Origin of the sequence: Microbacterium flavum (genome assembly GCF_018717645.1) — a bacterium.
GTDB classification, from domain to species: domain Bacteria; phylum Actinomycetota; class Actinomycetes; order Actinomycetales; family Microbacteriaceae; genus Microbacterium; species Microbacterium flavum.
The window spans coordinates 205,233-229,326 of the sequence record NZ_JAFLHG010000002.1; the positions used below are offsets into that span (position 1 = coordinate 205,233).

Below are 24,094 nucleotides of genomic sequence, written 5' to 3' on the forward strand. Positions count from 1 at the left end.
GCCGTGTCTCGGCCGATCGGCGTCGCAGAAGCAGGGCGGATCGCGACCGTGCGGCCGTGACGGGCCCCGCGGTCCGGTTTCGCCCTGCTTTCGGAGCGCACAGCGGGTCGCAAGGGGGGTGGCCGCCGCGCAGCGGCGACGCCGTCAGCCGGTGGAGCGGACCGTGATCTTCGTCCCGGGCAGCTGCAGACTGCCCGCCTTGGGGTCGGTGCTCGAAACGGTGAAGATCCCCCACACGATCTCGGGGAGGGCGGTGCCGGGCTCGAACCCGGCATCGCGCAGTCTCTTCATCGCGTTGGCGACGGTGTCGCCGGAGACGTCCGGGACGGCGACCGGCTCCGGACCCTCGGAGACGACGAGAGTCACCGTTCCTCCAGGCTGAAGCCCTTCTCCGGCCTCGACCCGGATCACGAGACCCTTGTCGACGTCGTCGCTGTACTCCTCCGCCGAGGTCACACCCAGTTCCGAGCCTGCGAGCGTCGCGGTCGCGTCCGCGACGCTGCGACCCGCGACATCGGGGATCGGACCCGCCGACACGTCGAAGGTGACGGTGGAGGTCTCCAGGGCGGTGCACCCGTCCGTGCAGTCCTGCCTGTCGCCGCCGCCCGGAGGGGTGATCCGCGCCGAGATCACGGTTCCGGCCGGGGAATCGCCGAAGTAGCGGGCCGGATCTCCCGATGCCGTGATGAAGATCTCCCCGAGCGCCGCCGTCGCGGCGTCGATGCTCCGGCCCGCCAGTGCGCCGATCTCGTGAGCGGCCGGTCCGAGGGAGATCACGACGGTAATCTCGGCGTTCTTCTCGACGCGCGTTCCGGCATCCGGATCGGTGCGGATCGCCTGTCCCACGGCGATGTCGCGGCTGTTGTCCTCACCGGGGAGGGCGACGAGCCCCTCGGCGGCGAGGGTGAGCGTGGCGTCCTCGAGACTCTGGCCGGCGACGTCCGGGACGGCCACGAGGGACCCCGGCCCGGAGCCGAACCACCACCCCGCACCGCCCGCCAGGACGGCCAGGACGAGCACGATCGTGAGAAGCCACGCGCCCTTCCCCGCGTTGTGCCGCGCATGGCGGCGCAGTCGCGTCGCGTTGTCGACGGTGTCGGTCACGACGGGCGCAGTGAAGCTCCCGGGCATGATCTTCGTGACCTCACCGGAGTCGATGCCGTCCTCGATCACCGCGACGCGCGTCGCGGCGGCGGCCGGAGCGCGCACGACGTGGGGGAACACCCCGAGCTCCTTCTCGATGTCGCGGAGCCGGTCGAGCATCTGACGCGCGTCCAGCGGACGCTCGTCGGGCTCCCGCTCGGTCGCCCAGAGCACCAGCTCGTCGAGCTGCTCCGGGATGCCGGGGTTCTTGGCGCTCGGGCGCGGCACCGAATCGGTGGCGTGCTGGTAGGCGATCTGCATCGGCTGCTCGCCCTTGTAGGGCTGCTCGCCGACGAGCATCTCGTAGAGCATGATGCCGAGGGCGTAGATGTCGCTGCGGGCATCCGCCGTGCCGCGGGTCACGAGCTCGGGCGCGAGGTACGCGATCGTGCCGAGGAGCATCTGTCCCGTCGCGGTGTTCGCGCTCGTCGCCCGCGCGAGGCCGAAGTCGCCGATCTTGATGCGGCCGTCCTCGGCCAGGAGCACATTCTCGGGCTTGACGTCGCGGTGCACGATGCCGGCGCGGTGCGCGGCGGCGAGGCCGGACAGGACGGCGTCCATGATCGTGATGGTCTGGGGGATCGACAGGCGCCGCTGTTCGCGCAGGAGATCGCGCAGCGTGATGCCGGGGAGATACTCCATGACGAGGTAGGCCATCTCCCCGTCCTGGCCCTGATCGAACACGTTGACGACGTGCGGATCGGCCAGGCGGGCGGCAGCGCGGGCCTCCTGGATGAAGCGGCCCTGGAAGACCTGGTCGTCCGACAGGTGCCCGTGCATCACCTTCAGTGCGACGCGGCGTTCGAGGCGGAGATCGGTCGCGACGTAGACGGTCGCCATGCCTCCGCGGGCGATGCGAGCGCGCACCCGGTACCGCTCATCGACCAGACGGCCGATCAGCGGGTCGGTCTGCTGGCTCGTGCTCACGCGACGAGTCTACGGAGAGGATGCCGCGGGAGCCGGGAGCGGCTCACCCCCGGCGGCCATCCCTCCGGCCCGATCGGGTGGGTCAGCCCCGTCAGCTCGGCACGCACGGCCAGCCCGGTCAGCACCCTCAGCCGAACTCCGCGAGCCAGGTGGAGGCCTGCTGCTCCCACGCGGCGTAGCGGTCGGGGTACGCCGAGATCTGGACGGCCTGCGCGGCGTCGGCGAACGAGAGCGACTCCCATCCCGGAATGTCGAGCAGTCCGTGCGTCCGGCCGCCGTTCGGATTGAGGTCCCCGCCGTAGAACGCGGCGGCGGCGCGTGCGGGGTCGCGCACCTCCTCGGCCGATCCCCACCCGGCGCTCGGGCGCTGCTGGAAGAGACCCAGCGAGTCCCGGTCGCCCCAGTCGAGATTCCGGATCCATGATTCGACCATTGCGGTGGCGAGGGCGATGGTGATGCCGCGGTCGGATACTCCCCGCTCGCGGCCGACCTGGATGATCACGCGGACATTCGCGATCTGCTCGTCGTCGAGGGCGACCGGGGCCGCGAGGGCGGGTGCCATCTCGGCGGGAGCGGCCGAGGCGGCCGCTTCGACGGGCGCCGGGGTCGTGGAAGCCACCGGCTCGAGCGCGACCAGGAGGAGCGTCTGCCCGGGATAGATGATCGCGTCGCGGGTGAGTCCGTTGGCAGCGAGCAGCGCATCGAGGGTCAGGCCGGCGTCGGCGGCGATGGCCCAGAGCGTGTCTCCGGCCGCGACGACGTGCGTCGGAGCCTCGGCGGCGGCCGGCGCCGCCGGAGCGTCCGGCGGGGCATCCGATGCCCCGCCGCCCTCGCTCACCGGGGCGGACAGGCGGAGCTCGTCGCCGGGGTGGATGAGACTCGACCATTCCAGGCCGTTCCAGGCGAGGACGTCCCCGGTCGCGAGTCCGAACCGGGCGGCGATGGCGCTGATCGTGTCACCGTCGGCCACGACATAATCTGCGGGGCCGAGCGCCGCTGCGGCGCGGAGGAAGGCCTGGGGCGGTGGCGTGACGGCGCGGAGCGCGAAGGCCTCACTCGGGGTGTGTGCCTCGAGCGCGGCGGCGGGTGCGGCTGCGCTGAGGACGAGAGACACCGAGCCGAGGACGGCGGTCGTGGTCGTCAGCCCGGGAGGGCTCGGCAAAAGGATCGGTCGCAAGAATTTCCCCCTTCTTCGACCCGGCTACCGTGACACGGATGTGTACGGCTGTCAATCAATGGGTCTGATGTGAATGAAGTGGTGCAAGTGACGAGGGTTCCCCCCCCGCTCTGCTTCCACCGTCGCTGAGCCCGAGCCGCGGGCCGGGTCGGAAGTGGGATAGTGAACAGGTGACCGACGCATCCGCCGCACCCGCCTCGACCGACTGGCTGACCCTCCCCGACCTCGTCGAGGTGCTGGGGGAGCCCCTCGGCCGCGTCCGCCGCCTCCTCGACGACCATGTGCTCGTCGGCAGCAAGCGCACCGGCGTCTTCGCGGTTCCGGCGCTGTTCATCATCGACGGCGCCCCCCTCTCCTCGCTCCGCGGCACCGTGATGGTGCTGCAGGACGCCGGCTTCAGCGATGACGAGTTGATCGACTGGCTTCTGGCCGAGGAGGAATCGATCGGCCTCGCCCCCATCGAGGCGCTCCGCCGCGGCCGCAAGAGCGAGGTGCGCCGGGTCGCGCAGACTCTCGCCTGAGTCGCCCTGCCGTCACCGGTTCGAGCGCACTCGGGCGCGCCGGGCGGACGCGCTAGGCGGTGCGCGCGGTCGCGTCCTGAGCGAGGCCGCGAAGGGTCTCGACAGCTGCCGGCGCGAGGGCCGCATCGCGGAGCGCCTCATCGGCCTCGTCCGCGTACGCATCGATCAGGGCCTCGACGCGCTCGAGCGCACCCGTGCCGGCGATCGTCTCCTGCAGGGATGCGATCTGCGCGGCATCCAGCGTCGGATCACCCAGCTGCGCATCGAAGCGGTGCCGAGCCGCATCGTCCATCCGCTCGCGCGCGTACGCCACGAGGACCGTGCGCTTTCCTTCGCGCAGATCGTCGCCCGATGGCTTTCCCGTGACGGCGCTGTCGCCGAAGACGCCGAGCACGTCGTCGCGCAGTTGAAAGGCGAGGCCGAGCGGATGCCCGAACGCCGAGAGGGCCCCGGACTGCGCGGCATCCGCTCCCGCGAGAGCAGCGCCCAGCAGCAGCGGATGCTGAATGGAGTAGCGGGCCGACTTGAGGGATGCCACCCGCAGGGCGCGCCCGGCGTGCTCCCCGTCGGGTGCGGTGATGAACGCGGCCTCCTCGGCGATGTCGAGGAACTGCCCGACGGTGACCTCGCGACGCATGAGCGCGTAGACCTCGCGCGCCGCCGGCGCGCAGGGGGCGGTGCGGAGACCGTCCTCCAGGAGGTCGTCGCTCCAGGCGACGAGCAGGTCGCCGAGGAGGATCGCGGACGAGCGGCCGAACGCCTCCGCCGAGCCGGCCCACGTGGAGCGGGCGTGGTGCGCCTCGAGGGCGCGGTGGGCGGCCGGACGGCCGCGGCGCGTGTCGGAGTTGTCGATGAGATCGTCGTGCACGAGGGCGGCCGCGTGGAAGACCTCGAGCGCCGCCGCGGCGGCGGTGACATCGTCTCCCGGGACGGCCGCGGGGTCATCGGCCTCGGCGACGGCGCGCCATCCTGCGAGACAGAAGCGGGCTCGCAGTCTCTTGCCTCCACTGAGCGCGGACGCCCCGGCGCGGACGAAGGCGACCGCCTCGGGTCCCGATCCGACCCATTCACCCTCGCGAGCCTCGACGAACCTTGCCAGTCGCTGGGAAACTGCCGCGATCGCGTCGGGGGAAGGGGTCACGGGCCTAGCCTAGTTCTCGAGTGCACGGGTAGAATCGAGTGCACCGACCCGTCAGCACGACCCGGCCTCAAGGAGGCACCGCATGCCGCTCTCAGAACAGGAGCAGCGCCTGCTCGATGAGATGGAGCGCCATCTCATGAACAAGGACGCGGATGTCGTCGCGCCCCGCGAAGGACAGACGCTCAGCTACCGAAACATCGTCTACGGCACGGTGCTCGTCCTGGTGGGTCTCGGGGGGCTCGTCTTCGGCGTCTCCAGCAGTCTGATCGTCGTCGGCGTCCTCGCTTTCGTCGTGATGGTCGCCGGTGTCGTCCTCGCCGTGACGCCCGCCAAGGGGGGATCCGCCCGTGCCGCGGCCGCGCCCGCCTCGACCGGATCGAAGAAGCCCGCCGCGTCCTCGTCGTCCTCGTTCATGGACCGCATGAACGACCGGTGGGACCGCCGTCAGGGAGACCGCTGAGCGGCACCGACCAGACCTGACGGGCCGCCCGCCCACCGCTTCGAAGAACACCGACCCCAGAGGGTCGGTGTTTATTTGTGCCCTTTTTCGTGCGTCGGGGCGGATGCAGGCGTGAAAGCCATAGTGAAGTGGAGGGAAGTGGAGTAAAGTGGTGCTCACCTGAGGCGGGCCGGAGCGAAGGGGGGTGGTCGTGGATGCTGTTGGGCACCTACACCCCCAAGCTCGACGACAAGGGTCGGGTCATCCTTCCCGCCAAGTTCCGCACCGATCTCGGTGACGGCGTGGTGGTCACCCGAGGTCAGGAGCGCTGCCTCTACGTGTTCAGCACGAAGGAATTCGAGCGGGTCTACGAGAAGATCCGCGAGGCGCCGCTGACGAACAAGCAGGCGCGCGACTTCCAGCGCATGTTCCTCTCCGGCGCGAGCGACGAGAAGCCCGACAGCCAGAGCCGCATCACCCTCCCCGTCCACCTGCGCACCTACGCGAACCTCGGCCGCGAACTCGTGGTGACGGGCGTCGGCGCGCACGCCGAGATCTGGGACGCGGAGGCATGGAACGCCTATGCCGAAGGAAACGAAGACAGCTACTCGGACATGGAGCAGGAGGTGATCCCGGGCCTCTTCTGACCCGTGGCCCCGACTCCCAGCCGCACGCCCTGGCACACTTCCCCGGTGCCAGGTCAGGCGGATGGGGATCGGGACTCCGGGCCCCGCCCGAGACGATGAGCACCTCCGACATCCACACCCCGGTCCTCCTCGAGCGCTGCATCGAGCTGCTCGCGCCCGCCCTCGCGCACCCCGGCGCTGTCGTCGTGGATGCCACGGAAGGCATGGGCGGCCACTCGGAGGCGCTTCTCGAGCGCTTCGACGGGGTGCGCCTCATCGGCCTGGACCGCGACACCGACGCCCTGCGTCTGGCCGGCGAGCGTCTTGCTCGCTTCGGCGACCGGGTGACGCTCGTGCACACGGTGTACGACGGCATCGCCGAGGCGGTCGCGGGGGCCGGAGCGCCGCAGGTCGACGGCATCCTCTTCGATCTCGGCGTCTCCTCGCTGCAGCTCGACGAGGCGGATCGCGGATTCGCCTATTCCCAGGACGCCCCGCTGGACATGAGGATGGACCAGACGCAGGGGATCACCGCGGCAGAGGTCGTCGCGACCTACGGCGAGGGCGACCTGCGTCGCATCTTCGAGCGCTATGGCGAGGAGAAGCTCGCCGGCCGCTACGCCCGGGCGATCCTCGCGGCGCGCGCCTTCGCGCCGATCGAGCGCTCGGGTCAACTCGTCGACGTCCTCGTCGCGGCGACTCCGGTCGCTGTGCAGCGCGAGGGACGCGGGCACCCGGCCAAGCGCGTCTTCCAGGCGCTGCGGATCGAGGTCAACGCCGAGCTCGCCGTGCTCGAGCGCGCGCTGCCCGCCGCGATGGGGCTCCTCCGGCTCGGGGGACGCATCGCGGTGATGAGCTACCAGTCGCTCGAGGATCGACTGGTCAAGCGCGAGTTCGCTGCGGCCGCGGCATCCACCGCCCCCGCGGGACTGCCCGTCGAGCTCCCCGAGCACACTCCGCGCTTCCGTCTGCTCACGAAGGGCGCCGAACTGGCCTCCGAGGCGGAGCGCGCACGCAACCCCCGAGCCACCCCCGTGCGACTGCGCGCGGCCGAGAGAATCGCAGAGGCCGTATGAGCATCGCCACCGCGCCTGCCCGCCACCGGCCCGGGACAGGCCCCGATCTCGCCCCGTCGACCGAGCGCGCGCGCCGCCTGCACGCCCTCGATCAGCCGTCCGCGCGTCGCCGGCCGCGCCTCGTGTACGGCATCGTCGCCGTCGCCGGCGCCCTGCTGATCGGCGCGGGTCAGATGGGGCTCTCGATCCTCACGACGCAGAGCTCCTATCAGCTCGCCACCCTCTCCAGTCAGCAGCGCGACCTCGACTATCAGAAGCAGATGCTCACCGACTCGCTCGCCGGGCTCAGCTCGCCCCAGTACCTGGCCGCCAACGCCGCTGCGCTCGGGATGGTCACGGGTCAGGCGCCCGCGTTCCTCCGCCTCAGCGACAGCGCGATCATCGGCACGGATGCCGGCGTGCAGGGCGCCAGCTCGGTGAACGCGCTCACGTCCGCCGCCGTCGCGAACGCGCTCGTGGCCGGCGTTCCGCTGGTGAACGACCCGAAGGCGACCCTCGACTCGGGCGCGAGCGTGGCCGACGAGGCGATCGCGGCCGGCGCCGAATCCTCGACACCCCCGGCGATCGCCGACGGTCTGCCGACCCCCGCCACACACTGATCTCATGACGACTCGCGCAACCCGCAGCCCGCGCCGGCGTACCGTCGTCGCCCTCGCCGTCGTCCTCGGCGTGCTCGCCGCCTTCGTCGTGCGCCTCGTCGACATCCAGGTCGTCAACGCCAACGACCACATCGCCCAGGCCGAGGATCTCGCGACCGGGGCGTCGCAGACGCTGTACGGTGCCCGCGGTCAGATCGTGGACGAGGACGGCACCGTCCTCGCGACGAGCACCCTCCTCTACGACGTCCAGATCGACCCGGCCCTCGCGGTGCAGGGCATCGACAAGCTCGACGCGGACGGAACGCCCATCAAGGGCGCCGACGGGAAGAACGAGAAGGTCCCGTGGCCCGACCTCGCCGCGCGCATCGCCGCGGTCACCGGCCAGACGGCCGCGGACGTCCAGGGGGTCGTCTCGGGCGCTCTCGCGGAGGACGCCAACTCCCAGTACGCCACGATCAAGCGATACGTCTCGACGGAGGAGTATCGCGCCCTCGTCGCTCTCGACCTGCCCTTCCTCTACTTCGACAAGCATCCCTCGCGGGTCTACCCGGACGGCGCCGTGGCGGGCAACATCCTCGGGTTCGTCGGCTCCGACGGAACTCCCCTGGAGGGCGTCGAGGACCTGCAGCAGGCCTGCCTGCAGCCCACTGACGGCACCCTGAAATACCAGCGTGGCACGAGCGGCGTGATCATCCCCGGTACGGAGCAGGAGAAGCCGGCGGTCGACGGCGGCACGCTCAAGCTCACGATCGACGGAGACCTGCAGTGGTACATGCAGCAGCTCATCGCCGAGGAGACCGCGAAGTACCAGGCCGAGTGGGGCGGCATCATCGTCATGGAGGCGAGGACCGGCAAGATCCGGGCGATCGCGGAGACTCCGACCGTCGATCCCAACGATCCGGGCGCGTCCGCCGCGGACGACCGAGGCTCGCGCCTGCTGCGCGTCTCGTACGAGCCGGGCTCGACGTTCAAGCCCATCACCGCGGCGACCGCGATCGAGCAGGGCGGCCTCACGCCGACCTCCGCCGTCGAGACGCCCGACCGGATCGAGTTCCCCAACGGCGCGGTCATCAACGACTCCGAGAACCACCCCACCGAGAACCTCACGCTCACCGGCGGCCTCGTCGAGTCCTCGAACGTCGCGATGTCACAGTTCGGCACGACTGTGTCCCCCGAGGTGCGCCAGCAGTACCTCGAGAACTTCGGCGTGGGCGGGGGCGACGCGCTGAACTGGTCCGGAGCGCCGACGGCCGGCTTCAGCGCCGATGCGGCGGACTGGGACAACCAGACGTATTACACGACCACCTTCGGTCAGGCCTTCACCGTCACCCCGACCCAGGTGGTCAGCGTCTTCCAGACGATCGCGAACGGCGGCGTCCGCCTGCCCGCGCGGCTCGTCGAGTCGTGCACGAAGGCGGACGGGTCGGTCGTCACGCCCGATGAGCCCGCGCCCGTCCAGGTGATCAAGCCGCAGACGGCCGCCGAGGTCTCGCAGATGCTGGAGAACGTGTACGCGCAGGGCACCCTCGCCGAGGACATCAACATCCCCGGCTACCGCCTGGCCGTGAAGACCGGCACGGCGGAGGTCCCCGACGGCGTCGGCGGATACAAGGACGGTCTGTTCATGACCTCGCTCGCCGGGTTCGCCCCCGCCGAGGATCCGCAGTACGTTGTTCTGACGCTCTTCGACGAGCCCAAGACCACCCGGATGTCGTCCGCGAACCGGTCCGTCTTCAAGAAGGCGATGATGCAGGTGCTCACCCACTACCGCATCATGCCGTCGAACGAAGCGACGCCCCTGCTCCCCGTCACCCAGTGACGCGCCCTGTCGCGTGAGGAACCCCACACATGATCCGGATGACCCTCGCTGATGTCGCAGACGCCGTCGGAGGCGTGCTCGACCTCGCCCGGTCGGATACCCGGGACACGATCGTGTCGGGGATGGTCGACACCGATTCGCGCCTGATCGGCCCCGGCGATGTGTTCGTCGCCAAACCGGGCGATGTCACCGACGGTCACCTCTTCGTGCCCGCCGCGGTGGAGGCCGGCGCCGCACTCGCTCTCGTCGAGCACCACGTCGACGCCGAGATCTCGCAGATCGTCGTCCCCGACGTCGTCCAGGCCCTCGCCGATCTCGCGCGGACCGTCGTCGCGCGTGCGCGGGAGATCGGCGACCTCCGCGTCGTCGGGATCACGGGATCGAACGGCAAGACGACCACGAAGAACCTCGTTCAGCGCATCCTGCAGGACGAGGGCGAGACCGTCGCGCCGCGGAACTCCTTCAACAACGATGTCGGCGCTCCCCTCACGATGCTGCGAGTGGGCGAGGGCACCCGCTTCCTCGTCAGCGAGTTCGGTGCCGACACGGGCGGGATGATCGCGCGGCTCGCCGGCCTCGTGACCCCCGATATCGGCGCGGTGCTGATGGTCGGCCTCGCCCATGCGGGCGGCTTCGGCGGCATCGAGGCGACGCAGCGCGCGAAGACCGAGCTCGTCCAGGCGATCCGCCCCGGCGGCATCGCGGTGCTGAACATCGACGACCCGCGCGTCGCCGCGATGGCCGAGGTCGCCGCCGAGCGCGGTGTCACGGTGCGCTGGTTCGGTCGCGGCCCCGGTGCCGAGGTCCGCGCCGAGGATGTCGAGGTGAGCGCCGCGGGCACCACGTCGACGATCGTCGTCACGGACGGCAGCGGCGAGCGGCGGATGCCGCTGCACCTGCAGGTCCTCGGCGAGCACCACGTCATGAACGCGCTGGCCGCGATCGCGATCACCCGCGAATTGGGCGTTGACCCGGAGGACGCCATCGCGCGCCTGGCGACGGTGCAGATCGCCGAGCGGTGGCGCATGCAGCCGCTCGGCTCGGAGCGCGTGCGGATCATCAATGACGCGTACAACGCGAGCCCCGACTCGATGTCCGCGGCGCTGCGCACCCTTGCGCAGATCACCGAGCCCGGTCAGCGCAAGGTCGCCGTCCTGGGTGCGATGAGCGAGCTCGGCGAGGCCGCGGGGGAGGAGCACGACCGCGTCGGACTCCAGGCCGTGCGCTTGCGCATCGAGCGCATCGTCGTCGTCGGCCGCGACGCACGCCGACTCTTCCTCGCGGCGATCGGGGAAGGGTCGTGGGACGGGGAGGCCGTGTTCTTCGAGACCTCCGACGAGGCCTACGACTACCTCATGACCGAGCTCCGCGACGGCGACCGCGTCCTCGTGAAGTCGTCCAACTCCGCCGGGCTCCGCCACCTGGGCGATCGTCTGGGAGAATCGTTCTCGTGAGATCCCTGCTGTCCGCCGCCACGATCTCCCTGGCCTTCACCCTGTTCCTCACGCCGCTGTTCATCCGGCTCTTCGAGAAGCTCGGCTGGGGCCAGGTGATCCGCACGCCGGAGGACGGTCACAACCCCTCGCACCACGCCAAGCGCGGCACCCCCACGATGGGCGGGGTCATCTTCATCCTCGGCTCGATCGTCGGGTACCTCGTGGGAACCCTGACCGGCGGCTCCCCGCCCTCGATCTCCGGGCTGCTGGTCATCTGGATGATGGTGGGACTCGGCGCGGTCGGATTCATCGACGATTACATGAAGGTGCGCCAGCAGCGCAGCCTCGGACTCTCCGGCTGGCGGAAGGTCGTCGGCCAGGTCGCCGTCGCCGTGCCCTTCGCCATCCTCGCCCTGAACTTCCCGAACAGCGTCGGACAGACCCCGGCATCGCCCTACATCTCGTTCTTCCGCGACATCCCCATGCTGTCCTTCCTCGCCTTGGGCGCGGTGATCGGCTGGATCGCCTACCTCGTGTGGATCTCGTTCCTCTCGGTCGCCTGGTCGAACGCCACGAACCTCACGGACGGACTCGACGGGCTCGCGACCGGCGCGGGCATCTTCACCGTCTCCGCCTACAGCCTCGTCACGTTCTGGCAGTTCCAGCAGCGGTGCACATCCGAAGCGCTCGTCACGGCCTATCAGGCCGCGTGCTACGACACGGCCGACCCGATGGACCTCACGATCATCGCGGCATCCTTCGTCGGTGCGCTCGTCGGCTTCCTCTGGTGGAACGCGCCGAAGGCGAAGATCTTCATGGGCGACGTCGGCTCGATGGCGATCGGCGGCGTGATCGTCGCGATGGCCGTCCTCTCGCGGACCGAGCTGCTCTCCGTGATCATCGCGGGCATCTTCATCATCGGCCCCGGCTCGGTGATCCTCCAGCGCCTGTACTTCAAGGCGACAGGCGGCAAGCGCCTGTTCCTCATGAGTCCGTTCCACCATCACCTGGAGATGCGGGGGTGGCCGGAGATCACGATCGTCGTGCGGATGTGGATCATCGCCGGCATCCTCGCGGTCATGGGCGTCGGACTGTTCTACGTCGCCTGGTTGGCCGCGCAGTGAGCGCCGGAACCGGGTCCGCGCCGCGCGACCTCGACCTCCTGCAGAGCTGGCATGCGGACTGGAGCGGCCTCCGGGTCGCCGTCCTCGGTCTCTCGGTCACCGGCTTCTCCGCCGCGGACACGCTCGCCGAACTCGGCGCCGACGTGCTCGTCGTGACCGAACGCGCCGCAGACGAGTACGCGAGCCTGCTCCCCGTCATCGGCGCGCGCCTGTGGACGGGCGATCTGCAGACCGTCCCGGCCGAGCTCGTCGCGTTCGCGCCGGAGGTCGTCGTCGCCTCTCCGGGCTTCGCTCCCCACCACCCGGTCATCGCCTGGGCGCAGCAGAGCGGGATCGCGCTCTGGGGGGATATCGAGCTCGCCTGGCGGGTGCGGGACAAGGTGCTCCGCCCCGACGGCACGCCCGCCGACTGGATCCTGATCACCGGGACGAACGGCAAGACGACCACGACGGAGCTCACCGCCTCGATGCTCGTCGCGGGCGGGCTGCGCGCCGCCCCGGTCGGGAACATCGGGGTGCCCGTCCTGGATGCGGTGCGCGATCCGGCGGGATTCGACGCCCTCGTCGTCGAGCTGTCCAGTCACCAGCTCTGGTACCTGTCGCTCGCCTCCGGGGACCAGGCCCTCTCGCCGCACGCGAGCGTCTGCCTGAATCTCGCCGACGACCACCTCGAGTGGCATGGCTCCTTCGCCGCCTACCGTGACGCCAAGGCCGTCGTGTACCGCCGCACCCGCATCGCCTGCGTCTACAACAAGGCCGACATCGCCACCCGCGAGATGGTCGAGGAGGCCGAGGTGATCGAGGGATGCCGTGCCATCGGCTTCGATCTCGGCATTCCCGGGCCGAGCGACATGGGCGTCGTCGACGGCATCCTCGTCGACCGGGCGTTCCTCGAGGAGCGTCGCTCGAGCGCCCTGGAGCTGACCACGGTCGCGGACCTCTCCGCGCGCGGTCTCGCCGCTCCGCACATCGTGTCGAACATCCTGGCGGCCGCGGCACTCGCGCGGTCGCTCGGCGTCGAGCCCGAGGCGATAGCCCGGGCGCTGTCGCAGTTCCGCCTGGATCCGCACCGCATCGAGGTGGTCGCCGTCGCCGGCGGCGTCACCTGGGTGGATGACTCGAAGGCCACCAACCCGCACGCGGCCGCCTCGTCGCTCGCAGCCTTCCCCGGCGCGGTGTGGGTGGTGGGCGGGCTCCTCAAGGGCGTCGACATCTCGGCGCTCGTCTCCGCGCGCGGCGCGGGGGTGAAGGCCGCCATCGTCATCGGCGCGGAGCGGGCGCAGATCGTCGAGGCGTTCGCACGACACGCGCCCGCCATTCCGCTGTTCGAGGTCGACCACGCTCAGACTGAAGACGTCATGGCGGAGGTCGTCGAACTGGCGGCTCGGATCGTCCGTGACGGAGACGTGGTCCTCCTCGCTCCGGCCGCGGCATCCTTCGATCAGTTCTCCTCCTACGCCGACCGCGGCACCCGCTTCGCGAGGGCCGTGCAGGACAGGTTCGGCGGAAGCGCCGACGAGTGACGACGGGGGTGCCGGTGGCCACGACCACGACAGGGCGCACCCGACCGACCGCACCGCCGCATCCCGGGGAGGCGCCCGGGGCGGGCTCCTCGCGAACCGGCGGCTTCGCCGCGCGCGTCTCGCTCGGCAGGGTCACCTCCGCCGTCCCGCCCGAGTTCCTGCTCATCGCCTCGACGGCCCTGATCCTGACCGGGTTCGGTCTCGTCATGGTGCTGTCGGCGACGATGGCCGAGTCCCTCGCCGCCGGCGCGGGGCCGTTCGAGACGGTGCTCAAGCAGGCCGCCTTCGCGATCATCGGCATCCCGCTGATGTTCCTCGCGAGCCGCCTGCCGGTCACGTTCTGGAAGAAGATCGCCTGGCCGGCGCTCATCGTCACGATCGGCGTCCAGCTGCTCGTCTTCGTCCCCGGCCTCGGCGTCATCAACGACGGCAACCAGAACTGGATCCAGGTCGGCGGCTTCCAGATGCAGCCCTCCGAGTTCCTGAAGCTCTCCCTGACGCTGTGGCTCGGCTACGTCATGTACCGCAAGCAGAGCCTCCTGCGCCTGTGGCGGCACGTCTTCATCCCGGTCGTCCCCGTCGGGGCGCTCGTGATCGGCCTCGTCGCGGTCGGCAGCCACGACCTCGGCACGGGACTGATCCTCATGGCGATCCTCCTCGGCTGCCTCTTCTTCTCCGGGGTGCGTCTGCGCCTGTTCGTCATCCCCCTCGTCCTCGTCGTCGGCGCCGCGGCGCTGTTCGCCGTGACCAGCCCGAACCGCATGCGCCGCATCATGAGCTTCCTCGATGTGGACAGCACGGCCTGTTACGACACCACCTGCTACCAGCCCCTGCACGGCGTCTGGGGGCTCGCCAACGGCGGCATCTTCGGGCTGGGGCTCGGCAACTCCCGAGAGAAGTACGGATGGCTGCCCGCGCAGGCCAACGACTACATCTTCGCGATCCTCGGCGAGGAGCTGGGGCTCATCGGATGCCTCGTCGTCCTGGCCCTGTTCACCCTTTTCGCCGTCGGCGCCTTCCACGTCATCCGCAAGACGAACGACCCCTTCATCCGCATCGTCGCCGGCGGCATCACCGTGTGGATCGTCGGCCAGGCGCTCGTGAACATCGGCGTGGTGCTGCGGCTGTTCCCGGTCCTCGGCGTCCCGCTGCCGTTCATGTCGCAGGGCGGAACCTCGCTGCTGTCGGTGCTCGTGGCGTGCGGCGTCCTGCTGTCCTTCGCCCGCACCATCCCCGACCGACGCTCCGCGCTGCCGCCGATCGCGGCGACGCCGGCCCGGCACCGCTGACGCGACGGCGGTCGACGGGCGGACGGGTACCCTCGTTCGAGTGAGCGCAGCGCAAATCCCGACGACCTACCTGCTCGCGGGCGGCGGCACCGCGGGGCACGTGAACCCGCTGCTGGCCGTCGCCGACGGTCTCCGCGAGCGGGACACCGAGGCATCCGTCTTCGTCCTCGGCACGCGCGAGGGCCTCGAGTCGCGCCTCGTGCCCGAGCGCGGCTACGAGCTGCTCATCGTCGACAAGGTTCCCTTCCCGCGCCGGCCCGACCTCGCCGCGGCGCGGTTCCCCGCCGCCTGGCGGAGGGCGGTCGCGCAGGTGCGCGCGCACATCCGCACCCACCGGGTCGACATCGTGGTCGGCTTCGGCGGCTACGCCTCGGCACCCGCCTACGTCGCCGCGCGGCGCGAAGGCATCCCCGTCGTCGTCCACGAGGCGAACGCGCGGCCTGGGCTCGCGAACATCCTGGGGGCACGCGGCGCGGCTGCGGTGGGGGTGACCTTCCCGGGGACGCCGCTGCGCGGGGGCGAGGTCGTCGGGATGCCGCTGCGGCGCGAGATCACGGCCCTCGACCGCGCGTCCGTCCGCGCCGAGGCGGCGGGCTTCTTCGGCCTCGATCCGGCCCGCCCGGTCCTCCTCGTCTTCGGCGGATCGCTCGGCGCCGTCCGCCTGAACGACGCCCTCGCGGGGTCGTGGCGCGACATCGTCGGTGCCGGCTGGCAGATCCTCCACGCCGTCGGGACGCGCAACGACGCCCTGCCCTCACCCGACGCGGCATACGTCGTCGTCCCGTACCTCGACCGCATGGACCTCGCGCTGGGGCTCGCCGATCTCGTCGTCTCACGCGCGGGCGCAGCCACCGTGAGCGAGCTCATGGCCCTCGGCCTGCCGGCCGTCTACGTGCCGTACGCCGTCGGCAACGGGGAACAGGCGCGCAACGCCGCCGCCGCGGTGGCCGCGGGGGCCGCGCGCCTCATCCCGGATGCCGCGTTCACCCCCGACCGGGTGCGCAGCGACATCCTGCCCCTTCTGTCCGGCGGCGAGGCGCTCGCAGCGATGCGCGCGGCGGCCGCGCGGCTTGCGCCGGATGCCCGCGCGGGCACGGCGAACGTCATCGCGCAGATCGACCGCGTGGCGGCGCGTCCGCGCCGCTGACGCGCCACCACGCGGCGCCGCACCAACTCCGCACAAGCGCACGTACTCCGCCCCGAAAGCCCCGGATGCCTGCGGAGCACGCGACGAACTGCGGGGTTCGTGCGCCCTCGCGGCGACTCAGCCGGCGACGGGCGGGTCGGGGCGGAGCGCGGCCGCGACCAGCGCCAGGGCGCGGTCGGGGTCCAGGCGCAGGCTCCGGATCTGCGCGGCGAACGCCGCCGCCGCTCGCTGGGCCTGCTGCGTCGCGGCATCCCCCTGCGGCGCGACGAACGAGCCGTTCCGCCCCCTCGTCTCGATGAAGCCGGCGGCCTCCAGTTCGCGGTAGGCGCGGGCGACGGTGCCCGGCGCGACGCCGAGGTCGTCCGCGAGGCGCCGCACCGTCGGCAGCCGCGATCCGGCGGGAAGTCCGCCCGCGGCGATCTCGTCGACGAACTGCGCGCGGAGCTGCTCGTACGGCGCTACGGGCGACGCCGGATCGACGACGATCATGCGGCGCTCCCGGCGGGCACGCGGATGCCGTCGGGGAAGAGCCCGCGCGGAACGGGCGCACCGCGCGTGGGGTACACCCGCTGCACGACGAGATAGGCGAGGTTGACGAGGGTGAGCGGCCACCCGACGAGATCGCCCGCGGACAGGAGCACGCTGACGGACAGCGTCGCGGCCACGACGCACAGCGCGACGGCGGCGCTGCGGACGGCGTTCAGGGCATCGGCGCGCAGCGCGTCGGCCCAGGCGAGTTCGAGCGGGGTGGTGGCCGGCTGGGACCGGGCGAGGATCGCGCGGTCCCACACCGGGATCGACAGGCAGACCGTGACCGCGAGGGCGGAGACGAGCGCGGCCGCGAGGTGCAGGCTCGGCGCGCCGGCGCCGAGAGTCGTCCACACTGCCATGGCCACGACCAGGGCGGCCATGATCCACGGGAGGGCGCGAGCCGCGGGCCCGATGTAGTCGGCAGCGCCGACCGCCCGAGGGCGGGCCAGGCGCGGGGTATCCGTTCGAGGGTGGAAGAGCTGCTCGCGCAGCGTGATGACGGTCTCGGCGATGAGGTTGCTCACGAGGAAGACGGGGAAGAGGACGGCGAGCGGGTACAGCGGCTCCGAGCCGAGCGGGCCGGCGAAGAGGATCGCCGCGAGGGAGATCCCGACCAGTGCACCGATCGCCTCCACGAGCCGCCGCCGCCGCATGCGCGCCTCGAGGTCGCCCGCCGACGCCGCCGGGACGGGGAGTGCGCAGCGCTCGGCGTACCGGAGGAGCGGACGCTCACCGGAGCGGGGGCGCGCGGCGAGGACGAGCATCACGGCGAACGCGATGACCAGGGCGCCCAGCATGACGGCGAACACGGTGCGCAGCGTGGGATCGGTCATGCCTTCTTTGTACGCGCTTTGTATCAATGTGTCAACACAAAACGGCGATCGGCGACCAGCGCGCCGCACGGCCGGCGTCCAGCGGCCCGACCTAGACTTGACGGGCCATGATTCGACCCGATCTCACCCTCCCCATCCCCGACGACATCCGCGCGGCGCACTTCATCGGCGTGGGCGGATCGGGGATGTCCGGGCTCGCCGGCATGTTCCTCGACCGCGGCATCCGAGTGTCGGGCTCCGACCGCGCCGACAGCGCGGCGCTGCGCGCCCTCGCCGCGCGCGGAGCCGACGTGCACGTCGGTCACGACGCGGCGAACCTCCCCGACGACGTCGACACCGTCATCCACACCGGAGCGATCTGGCCGCAGAACCCCGAGTTCCTCCTCGCGAAGGAGCGCGGACTGCACGTCATCCATCGCTCGCAGGCGCTGCACTGGCTCATCGGCGGGCGGCGGCTCGTGAGCGTCGCCGGCGCGCACGGCAAGACCACCTCGACCGGGATGATCGTGACGGCGCTCCGAGCGCTGGAGGCCGAACCGACCTTCGTCAGCGGGGGAGTGATCGCCGATCTCGGCGTCTCGAGCGGAACCGGGTCGGACGAGCTGTTCGTGATCGAGGCGGACGAGTCCGACGGCACCTTCCTCCTCTACGACACCTCGATCGCCCTCATCACGAACATCGACCCCGACCACCTCGACCACTGGGGCACCGGGGAGGCCTTCTACGAGGCGTTCGCCCGCTTCGCGGACGAGGCGCGCGAAGCGGTCGTCATCAGCGCGGACGACGCGGGCGCACGCCGCGTGACGGGCGTCCTCCGTCACCCGCGCGTGATGACGTTCGGTGAGGACGAGAGCGCGGACGTCCGCGTCTCCGACATCGTCACCGACGGGCCGGTCTCCTTCACCCTCTCCCACGCCGGCGTGACGGTGTCGGGACGGCTCGCCGTGCCCGGCGCGCACAACGCGATCAACGCCGCAGGCGCGGTCGCCGTGCTCCTCACCCTCGGCTACGAGCTGGAGCCGGCGCTGCGCGCGGTCGAGCGGTTCGCGGGGACCGTGCGGCGCTTCGAGCTGCACGGCGTCGAGCGCGGGGTCAGCGTCTTCGACGACTACGCCCATCACCCGACGGAGGTCGCCGCGGCGCTCGCGGCCGCGCGGACCGTCGTCGGCGACGGTCGGATCATCGCCGTGCAGCAGCCGCACACCTACTCCCGCACCCAGGAGATGTACCGGGAATTCGCGGACGTCCTGGAGACCCACGCCGACCACACCGTCATGCTCGATGTCTACGGGGCGCGCGAAGACCCGGTGCCGGGGGTGACCGGGGAGCTCGTCAGCACCGCGTTCGCCGATCCGGGACACGTCCACTTCGTCGCCGACTGGCAGGAGGCGGCCGACTACACGGCATCCGTCGCCCGCGCGGGCGACTATGTGATCACCCTCGGCTGCGGCAATGTCTACCAGATCATCCCGCAGGTGCTCGAGGCGCTGCGCGGATCGTCAGCGGACGCGCCCGAGTCGGCCCCCGTCGGGACCGAGGCGTGACACGTGCGGCGCCCGTCCCCGCTCCCACAGGCGCCCGCGACGCAGGGCACCGCGCCGCCTGAGGTCGAACCGCCCGTCGCGGAGCCGATCCGCTTCCCGAACCCCGTCGCGCCCGCGGCGGCGCCGGAGGAGGAAGCCCGCGCCCTCGACGAGCGCGCGGGTGACGCCGGGGAGAGCGAGGATGCCGCCGTCATCACCGCCGCGGAGTCGGACGCGATCGGCGTCCGTGACGTGTGGGCGGCCGCGCGGGCGCGGCGGAAGGCGCTGCGCGCTGAGGTCCGCCGATTCACCGCGCGGCAGCGGCGTCGTCGGGCGATCTGGATCACCGTGCTCGCCGCGCTCGCGGTGCTCGTGCTCGGCACGCTCGGCGCGGCCTACAGTCCGCTCTTCGCCGTCGAGAAGGTCACCGTGATCGGTACGCAGACCCTTGACCCGGCGACCGTCGAGCAGGCTCTGGCGGACCAGATCGGCACTCCGCTCCCGCGTGTGGACTCCTCCGCCGTCAAAGCGGCGCTCGTGCAGTTCCCGCTCGTCGAGTCGTACACCCTCGAGGCGCGGCCTCCGCACGAGCTCGTGGTCCGCATCGTCGAGCGCACGCCGATCGGGTCGATCGAATCCGCCGCGGGCTACACGCTGGTGGATGCCGCCGGCGTCGCGCTCTCCACCACCGCAGAGCCCCCCGCGGGGCATCCGACCATCACGGTCGCCTCGGGCGTCGGCTCGTCGGCGTTCGCCGCGGTCGGCACCGTCTTCCGCGCTCTGCCCGTCGACATCCGCGCGCAGGTGACGGCGATGTCGGCCACGACCGCGAACGATGTCACGCTCACCCTCGGCGGCACGGGCACGACGGTCGTGTGGGGCAACGCCGACCGATCCGGTGAGAAGGCGCGCGTCCTCGCCGGGATCATGACGGCGCAGCCGCCCAGTGCGGTCTCGAGCTACGACGTGTCCTCGCCGGACGCGGTCGTCGTCCGCTGACGCGGATCCGGTCGAGACAGGCCGATTCGTCCCGCGATGGGCCGCTTTGTCCGCGACACGCCCAGCGCCTCGCCGCGTCGGGCGGACCTCCCGCTTACCTTCAATCAAGGAATTGCATACTCGGCAATTCTTTAAACCTCAACTTGAGGTTCAAGGTTTAGACGTTTCGGGTTCGGGACACAATGGAGGCCGGCATGAGCCAGAACCAGAACTACCTCGCGGTGATCAAGGTCGTGGGTGTGGGCGGCGGCGGCGTGAACGCCGTCAATCGGATGATCGAGCTCGGGCTGCGGGGCGTCGAGTTCATCGCCGTCAACACCGACGCGCAGGCGCTGCTGATGAGCGACGCCGACGTCAAGCTCGACGTCGGACGCGAGCTCACCCGCGGACTCGGCGCCGGTGCCGACCCCGAGGTGGGTCGTCGCGCGGCGGAGGATCACGCGGAGGAGATCGAAGAGGCGCTCGCGGGCGCCGACATGGTGTTCGTCACGGCGGGGGAGGGCGGCGGCACCGGTACCGGCGGCGCACCCGTCGTCGCGCGGATCGCCAAGTCGATCGGCGCCCTGACGATCGGTGTCGTCACGCGTCCGTTCTCCTTCGAGGGACGCCGCCGGCAGAGCCAGGCCGAGGAAGGCGTCAACAAGCTCAAGGAAGAGGTCGACACCCTCATCGTGGTGCCCAACGACCGCCTCCTGGAGATCAGCGACCGCGGCATCTCGATGATCGAGGCGTTCGCGACGGCCGACCAGGTCCTCCTCGCGGGTGTGCAGGGCATCACCGACCTCATCACGACGCCGGGTCTCATCAACCTCGACTTCGCCGACGTGAAGTCCGTCATGCAGGGCGCGGGATCGGCGCTCATGGGCATCGGCTCGGCGCGCGGCGCGGACCGAGCCATCAAGGCGGCCGAGCTCGCCGTCGAATCGCCGCTCCTCGAAGCGTCCATCGAGGGTGCGCACGGCGTGCTGCTGTCGATCCAGGGCGGGTCGAACCTCGGCATCTTCGAGATCAACGACGCCGCGCAGCTGGTGAAGGAGGCGGCGCACCCGGAGGCGAACATCATCTTCGGAACCGTCATCGACGACACCCTGGGCGACGAGGTGCGCGTCACCGTCATCGCCGCAGGTTTCGACGGCGGCGAGCCGCAGGCGCGGATCGAGCCGATGACGGCGCAGCGGCCGGTCGCCGCCGCGCCGGTCGTGCCCGCCGTCCCCGCCGCGGAGGCCGCGCGCGAGACGCCCGCCGCAGAGGAGCGCGAGTCGGTGGCCGTCGCCGCCGCGAGCGAGTCGTACGACTCGGTCTACGGCTCGGACGACCTGGACATCCCCGACTTCCTGAAGTGACCGGGGAAGTCCCGGCGGGCGCCGAAGCGCTCGCCACACGGCTCGCCGACCTCGACGCGCGCATCCTGGATGCCGCGAGGTCGGCGGGCCGTGACCCGTCGGAGCTCACGCGCATCGTCGTGACGAAGTTCCACCCGGCATCCCTCGTCGAGGAGCTCGCGGCGCTCGGCGTCCGGGATGTCGCCGAGAACCGCCAGCAGGAGTTGACCGCGAAGCGGGCCGCCCTTCGACAGGCTCAGGGACCGGACGCGGCTCAGGGACCGGACGCGTCTCAGGGACCGGACGCGGTTCGCGCGCAGGACCCGTTGCGCTGGCACTTCGTGGGGCAGATCCAGACGAAGAAGGCCCGCGCCGTGCGCGCGGCATCGGATGTGGTGCACTCCGTCGACCGCGACCGCCTCGCCGACGCGCTGCACACCGCCTCCCCCGACGCGCCGCCCCTCGACGTCTTCGTCCAGGTGAACCTCACCGACGATCCTGCGCGCGGGGGAGCAGCCCCGATGGATGTGACGCGCCTCGCCGAGCACATCGTCGCCTCCTGCCCATCGCTGCGTCTTCGCGGCGTGATGGCGGTGGCCCCGCTCGGCGAAGACCCCGCCCGCGCCTTCGCGCGCCTGCGCCGTGCGGGCGACGCCGTGCGCGCCGTCGTGCCCGATGCCACGTGGATGTCTGCAGGGATGTCGGGAGATTTCGCCGCGGCGATCGCGGCAGGTGCGACACACCTGCGGATCGGTACGGCAATCACGGGCCCGAGGCCCGTGCACGGATAGCCTTCCAACAGACGAGCAAACGGAGGATGCGATGTCGAACCCGCTCAAGAAGACCATGGTGTACCTGGGCCTCGCCGATGAGGAAGAGGCCTATGACGAGCCTGTCGCCGAGACGCCGGCGCGCCGTGAGCGCGCCGTCGAGCGCCCGGTCGAGAAGGCGGCTCCCGTGACCCCGCTGCACCGCCCCGCCGTCGTGCGTCAGCCGACCGTCGCGGGCACCGTGAGCGAGATCCTCACCGTCCACCCCAAGCAGTACCGCGACGCGCAGCTCATCGCGGAGAACTTCCGCGACGGCATCCCCGTCATCATCAACCTCTCGCAGATGAGCGACGCCGACGCGCGCCGCCTCATCGACTTCGCGAGCGGACTGTCGTTGGGCCTCTACGGGCGCATCGAGCGGGTCACCAGCAAGGTGTTCCTGCTCTCGCCCGAGAACGTCGCGATCTCGGGCGACGGCACTCTCGCGCCGGCCGACCCCGAGGCGGCGCCCTTCACGCCGTAATCGTGGAGATCGTGCGGCTGGCGGCGTCCGTCGTCAACACCCTTCTCTTCGTCTACCTTCTGGTCCTGCTCGCCCGGTTGATCCTCGAGTACATTCCGCTCTTCAACCGCGAATGGCGCCCGAAGGGGTTCGGTCTCGTGTTCGCCGAGATCGTCTTCACGCTCACCGACCCGCCGCTGCGGGTCCTCCGACGGGTCATCCCGCCGCTCCGGCTCGGTCCCGTCGCCCTCGACCTGGGGTTTCCCCTCACGATGCTCGTCGTGCTGATCCTCATGTCGATCACCGGGGCGATCGCGCGTTCGTAACGCTCTTCTCGCACGCCACAGGCGCGCGGACTATGCTGTTGCAGAACGGCCCGCCCACGGCGCGATGCCACCTGCCGGCCCTCGTCGTCAGCACCGAAAGAGGAAACAACCATGGCTCTGACTCCCGAAGACGTCGTCACCAAGCAGTTCCAGCACGTCCGCTTCAAGGAGGGTTTCGACCCGGATGAGGTCGACGACTTCCTCGACGAGATCGTCGTCGAGTGGCGGAAGACGATCGCCGAGAACGAGGAGCTCAAGGCCCGCGTCGCCGAGCTCGAGGGTGGCGAGCACTCCGCTCCCGCCGCCGAGGCCCCGGCCGCTGAAGCCGACGAGGTCGTCGAAGAGGCGCCCGTCGAAGCCCCCGCCGCGCAGGAAGCTCCGGCCGCGCAGGAGGCTCCGGCCCCCGCTGCTGCAGGCGGCGGCGTCGCCGCATCGGCCGGCATCATCGAACTCGCCCAGCGCCTCCACGACGAGCACGTCGCCGAGGGTCAGGCTCAGCGCGACAAGCTCGTCTCCGACGCTCAGGCCCAGGCCGCGTCGATCCTCGCCGAAGCCGAGGCGAAGAGCCGCGACGAGATGGCGCGCCTCGACGCCGAGCGCACGACCCTGGAGACCCGCATCAGCGAACTGCGCCAGTTCGAGCGCGACTACCGCTCGCAGCTGCGCGGCTTCATCGAGGAGAAGCTCCGCGACCTCGACGTCACGGGTGCGACCTCCGGCTCGTCCGTCTCGGCCTCCTGAGCGGGCCGGTGTCGGACCGGAAGCGACTGCGTCCTTCGACGGCCGGCATCCTCATCGCGATCCTCGCGGTGACGGTGCTGGCCGTCGACCAGTTCACGAAGTTCCTCGCCCTCCAGAACCTGCCGTATCAGCAGACCGTCCCCGTCTGGGGTGACGTTCTCCACCTGTACCTGACCCGGAACTCCGGAGCCGCCTTCTCGCTCGGCGAGGGAGTGACCTGGCTGTTCACGATCGTGCTCGCCGCGGCGGGCGTGCTCATCGTCGTGCTGGCCGTCCGCGGGATCCGCTCGCGCCTCTGGGCCCTCGTCCTGGGCCTTCTGCTCGGCGGCATCGCCGGGAATCTGACCGACCGGCTCTTCCGCGAACCCGGGTTCGCCGTCGGTCACGTGATCGACTTCATCTACACGCCGTGGATGATGCCGGCGATCTACAACGTCGCCGACATCTTCATCGTGACCACGATGATCTCCGTCGCCCTGCTCGTGCTCCTCGGCATCCGCTTCGACGGCACGCGCGAGAAGGATGCCGCGAAGACGCCGGAACCGGTCGCGGAGGTCTGA

General features: G+C 71.0%; 24 protein-coding genes. 19 read left to right on the forward strand and 5 right to left on the reverse strand.

The window, feature by feature from the left end; all coding sequences use genetic code 11:
- Window positions 1-144 precede the first annotated feature (144 nt).
- Together pknB and J0P97_RS03015 are read right to left on the reverse strand one after the other, a co-directional pair.
- Window positions 145-2,070 carry a Stk1 family PASTA domain-containing Ser/Thr kinase gene (pknB, locus tag J0P97_RS03010; protein ID WP_215486291.1) on the reverse strand — a complete coding sequence of 642 codons (1,926 nt, stop codon included), beginning with the start codon at window positions 2,068-2,070 and terminating at the stop codon, window positions 145-147.
- A gap of 127 nt (window positions 2,071-2,197) precedes the next feature.
- Window positions 2,198-3,247, reverse strand: coding sequence for a LysM peptidoglycan-binding domain-containing protein (locus J0P97_RS03015; protein ID WP_246539620.1), 1,050 nt, complete (start codon window positions 3,245-3,247; stop codon window positions 2,198-2,200).
- A 170-nt stretch (window positions 3,248-3,417) separates the two neighbouring features.
- Between J0P97_RS03015 and J0P97_RS03020 the strand changes: the two genes are divergently transcribed.
- Complete coding sequence (locus J0P97_RS03020) at window positions 3,418-3,768, forward strand: Rv2175c family DNA-binding protein (protein ID WP_215486292.1); 351 nt, start codon at window positions 3,418-3,420, stop codon at window positions 3,766-3,768.
- Between the two features lie 52 nt (window positions 3,769-3,820).
- Here the strand turns inward: J0P97_RS03020 and J0P97_RS03025 are convergent, their stop codons facing one another.
- Window positions 3,821-4,909 (reverse strand): polyprenyl synthetase family protein, encoded by a 1,089-nt coding sequence (locus J0P97_RS03025; protein WP_215486293.1) that lies wholly within the window; start codon window positions 4,907-4,909, stop codon window positions 3,821-3,823.
- An 82-nt stretch (window positions 4,910-4,991) separates the two neighbouring features.
- Between J0P97_RS03025 and J0P97_RS03030 the strand changes: the two genes are divergently transcribed.
- From J0P97_RS03030 to J0P97_RS03075, 10 genes are all read left to right on the forward strand, one after another.
- The gene (locus J0P97_RS03030; protein WP_215486294.1) at window positions 4,992-5,369 is read left to right on the forward strand and encodes an SCO2097 family morphological protein; all 378 of its coding nucleotides are present in this window, start codon (window positions 4,992-4,994) and stop codon (window positions 5,367-5,369) included.
- 194 nt (window positions 5,370-5,563) lie between these two features.
- Entirely contained in the window at window positions 5,564-5,995 is a 432-nt protein-coding gene (mraZ, locus tag J0P97_RS03035; protein WP_215486295.1) for a division/cell wall cluster transcriptional repressor MraZ, read from the forward strand.
- Between the two features lie 95 nt (window positions 5,996-6,090).
- On the forward strand, window positions 6,091-7,050 hold the full coding sequence (gene rsmH, locus J0P97_RS03040; protein WP_215486296.1) for a 16S rRNA (cytosine(1402)-N(4))-methyltransferase RsmH: 960 nt from the start codon (window positions 6,091-6,093) through the stop codon (window positions 7,048-7,050).
- Window positions 7,047-7,649, forward strand: a complete 603-nt coding sequence (gene ftsL / locus J0P97_RS03045; RefSeq protein ID WP_215486297.1) for a cell division protein FtsL — start codon at window positions 7,047-7,049, stop codon at window positions 7,647-7,649. Before rsmH ends, ftsL begins: the two co-directional genes overlap by 4 nt.
- Window positions 7,650-7,653: 4 nt before the next feature.
- Complete coding sequence (locus J0P97_RS03050) at window positions 7,654-9,468, forward strand: peptidoglycan D,D-transpeptidase FtsI family protein (RefSeq protein WP_215486298.1); 1,815 nt, start codon at window positions 7,654-7,656, stop codon at window positions 9,466-9,468.
- 29 nt (window positions 9,469-9,497) lie between these two features.
- Window positions 9,498-10,922: a UDP-N-acetylmuramoyl-tripeptide--D-alanyl-D-alanine ligase gene (locus J0P97_RS03055; protein WP_215486299.1), complete on the forward strand. Its 1,425-nt coding sequence runs from the start codon at window positions 9,498-9,500 to the stop codon at window positions 10,920-10,922.
- Complete coding sequence (mraY, locus tag J0P97_RS03060; RefSeq protein ID WP_215486300.1) at window positions 10,919-12,028, forward strand: phospho-N-acetylmuramoyl-pentapeptide-transferase; 1,110 nt, start codon at window positions 10,919-10,921, stop codon at window positions 12,026-12,028. The genes J0P97_RS03055 and mraY overlap by 4 nt, the downstream gene beginning before the upstream one ends.
- Window positions 12,025-13,551: a UDP-N-acetylmuramoyl-L-alanine--D-glutamate ligase gene (gene murD / locus J0P97_RS03065; protein ID WP_215486301.1), complete on the forward strand. Its 1,527-nt coding sequence runs from the start codon at window positions 12,025-12,027 to the stop codon at window positions 13,549-13,551. Before mraY ends, murD begins: the two co-directional genes overlap by 4 nt.
- Window positions 13,552-13,565: 14 nt before the next feature.
- Window positions 13,566-14,840 carry a putative lipid II flippase FtsW gene (gene ftsW, locus J0P97_RS03070; protein WP_215486302.1) on the forward strand — a complete coding sequence of 425 codons (1,275 nt, stop codon included), beginning with the start codon at window positions 13,566-13,568 and terminating at the stop codon, window positions 14,838-14,840.
- 40 nt (window positions 14,841-14,880) lie between these two features.
- Window positions 14,881-15,987: a UDP-N-acetylglucosamine--N-acetylmuramyl-(pentapeptide) pyrophosphoryl-undecaprenol N-acetylglucosamine transferase gene (locus J0P97_RS03075; protein ID WP_308163383.1), complete on the forward strand. Its 1,107-nt coding sequence runs from the start codon at window positions 14,881-14,883 to the stop codon at window positions 15,985-15,987.
- A gap of 117 nt (window positions 15,988-16,104) precedes the next feature.
- On the opposite strand, the gene J0P97_RS03080 is transcribed toward J0P97_RS03075, so the two are convergent.
- The gene (locus J0P97_RS03080) at window positions 16,105-16,476 is read right to left on the reverse strand and encodes a GntR family transcriptional regulator (protein ID WP_215486303.1); all 372 of its coding nucleotides are present in this window, start codon (window positions 16,474-16,476) and stop codon (window positions 16,105-16,107) included.
- The gene (locus tag J0P97_RS03085) at window positions 16,473-17,351 is read right to left on the reverse strand and encodes a hypothetical protein (protein WP_215486304.1); all 879 of its coding nucleotides are present in this window, start codon (window positions 17,349-17,351) and stop codon (window positions 16,473-16,475) included. The genes J0P97_RS03080 and J0P97_RS03085 overlap by 4 nt, the downstream gene beginning before the upstream one ends.
- A 107-nt stretch (window positions 17,352-17,458) precedes the next feature.
- On the opposite strand from J0P97_RS03085, the gene murC reads away from it, so the two are divergent.
- The 8 genes from murC to lspA all read left to right on the forward strand — a co-directional run bounded on the left by murC (window position 17,459) and on the right by lspA (window position 24,094).
- Window positions 17,459-18,895, forward strand: coding sequence for a UDP-N-acetylmuramate--L-alanine ligase (gene murC, locus J0P97_RS03090; protein WP_215486305.1), 1,437 nt, complete (start codon window positions 17,459-17,461; stop codon window positions 18,893-18,895).
- Window positions 18,896-18,898: 3 nt separating this feature from the next.
- Window positions 18,899-19,873 (forward strand): FtsQ-type POTRA domain-containing protein, encoded by a 975-nt coding sequence (locus J0P97_RS03095; protein WP_215486306.1) that lies wholly within the window; start codon window positions 18,899-18,901, stop codon window positions 19,871-19,873.
- Between the two features lie 194 nt (window positions 19,874-20,067).
- On the forward strand, window positions 20,068-21,216 hold the full coding sequence (gene ftsZ / locus J0P97_RS03100) for a cell division protein FtsZ (RefSeq protein WP_215486307.1): 1,149 nt from the start codon (window positions 20,068-20,070) through the stop codon (window positions 21,214-21,216).
- Complete coding sequence (locus J0P97_RS03105; protein WP_215486308.1) at window positions 21,213-21,986, forward strand: YggS family pyridoxal phosphate enzyme; 774 nt, start codon at window positions 21,213-21,215, stop codon at window positions 21,984-21,986. The genes ftsZ and J0P97_RS03105 overlap by 4 nt, the downstream gene beginning before the upstream one ends.
- Window positions 21,987-22,017: 31 nt before the next feature.
- Complete coding sequence (locus tag J0P97_RS03110) at window positions 22,018-22,488, forward strand: cell division protein SepF (RefSeq protein WP_215486309.1); 471 nt, start codon at window positions 22,018-22,020, stop codon at window positions 22,486-22,488.
- Window positions 22,489-22,490: 2 nt separating this feature from the next.
- Complete coding sequence (locus J0P97_RS03115) at window positions 22,491-22,793, forward strand: YggT family protein (protein ID WP_215486310.1); 303 nt, start codon at window positions 22,491-22,493, stop codon at window positions 22,791-22,793.
- A 111-nt stretch (window positions 22,794-22,904) separates the two neighbouring features.
- Window positions 22,905-23,534, forward strand: a complete 630-nt coding sequence (locus tag J0P97_RS03120; RefSeq protein WP_215486311.1) for a DivIVA domain-containing protein — start codon at window positions 22,905-22,907, stop codon at window positions 23,532-23,534.
- An 8-nt stretch (window positions 23,535-23,542) separates the two neighbouring features.
- Window positions 23,543-24,094 carry a signal peptidase II gene (gene lspA / locus J0P97_RS03125; RefSeq protein WP_215486312.1) on the forward strand — a complete coding sequence of 184 codons (552 nt, stop codon included), beginning with the start codon at window positions 23,543-23,545 and terminating at the stop codon, window positions 24,092-24,094.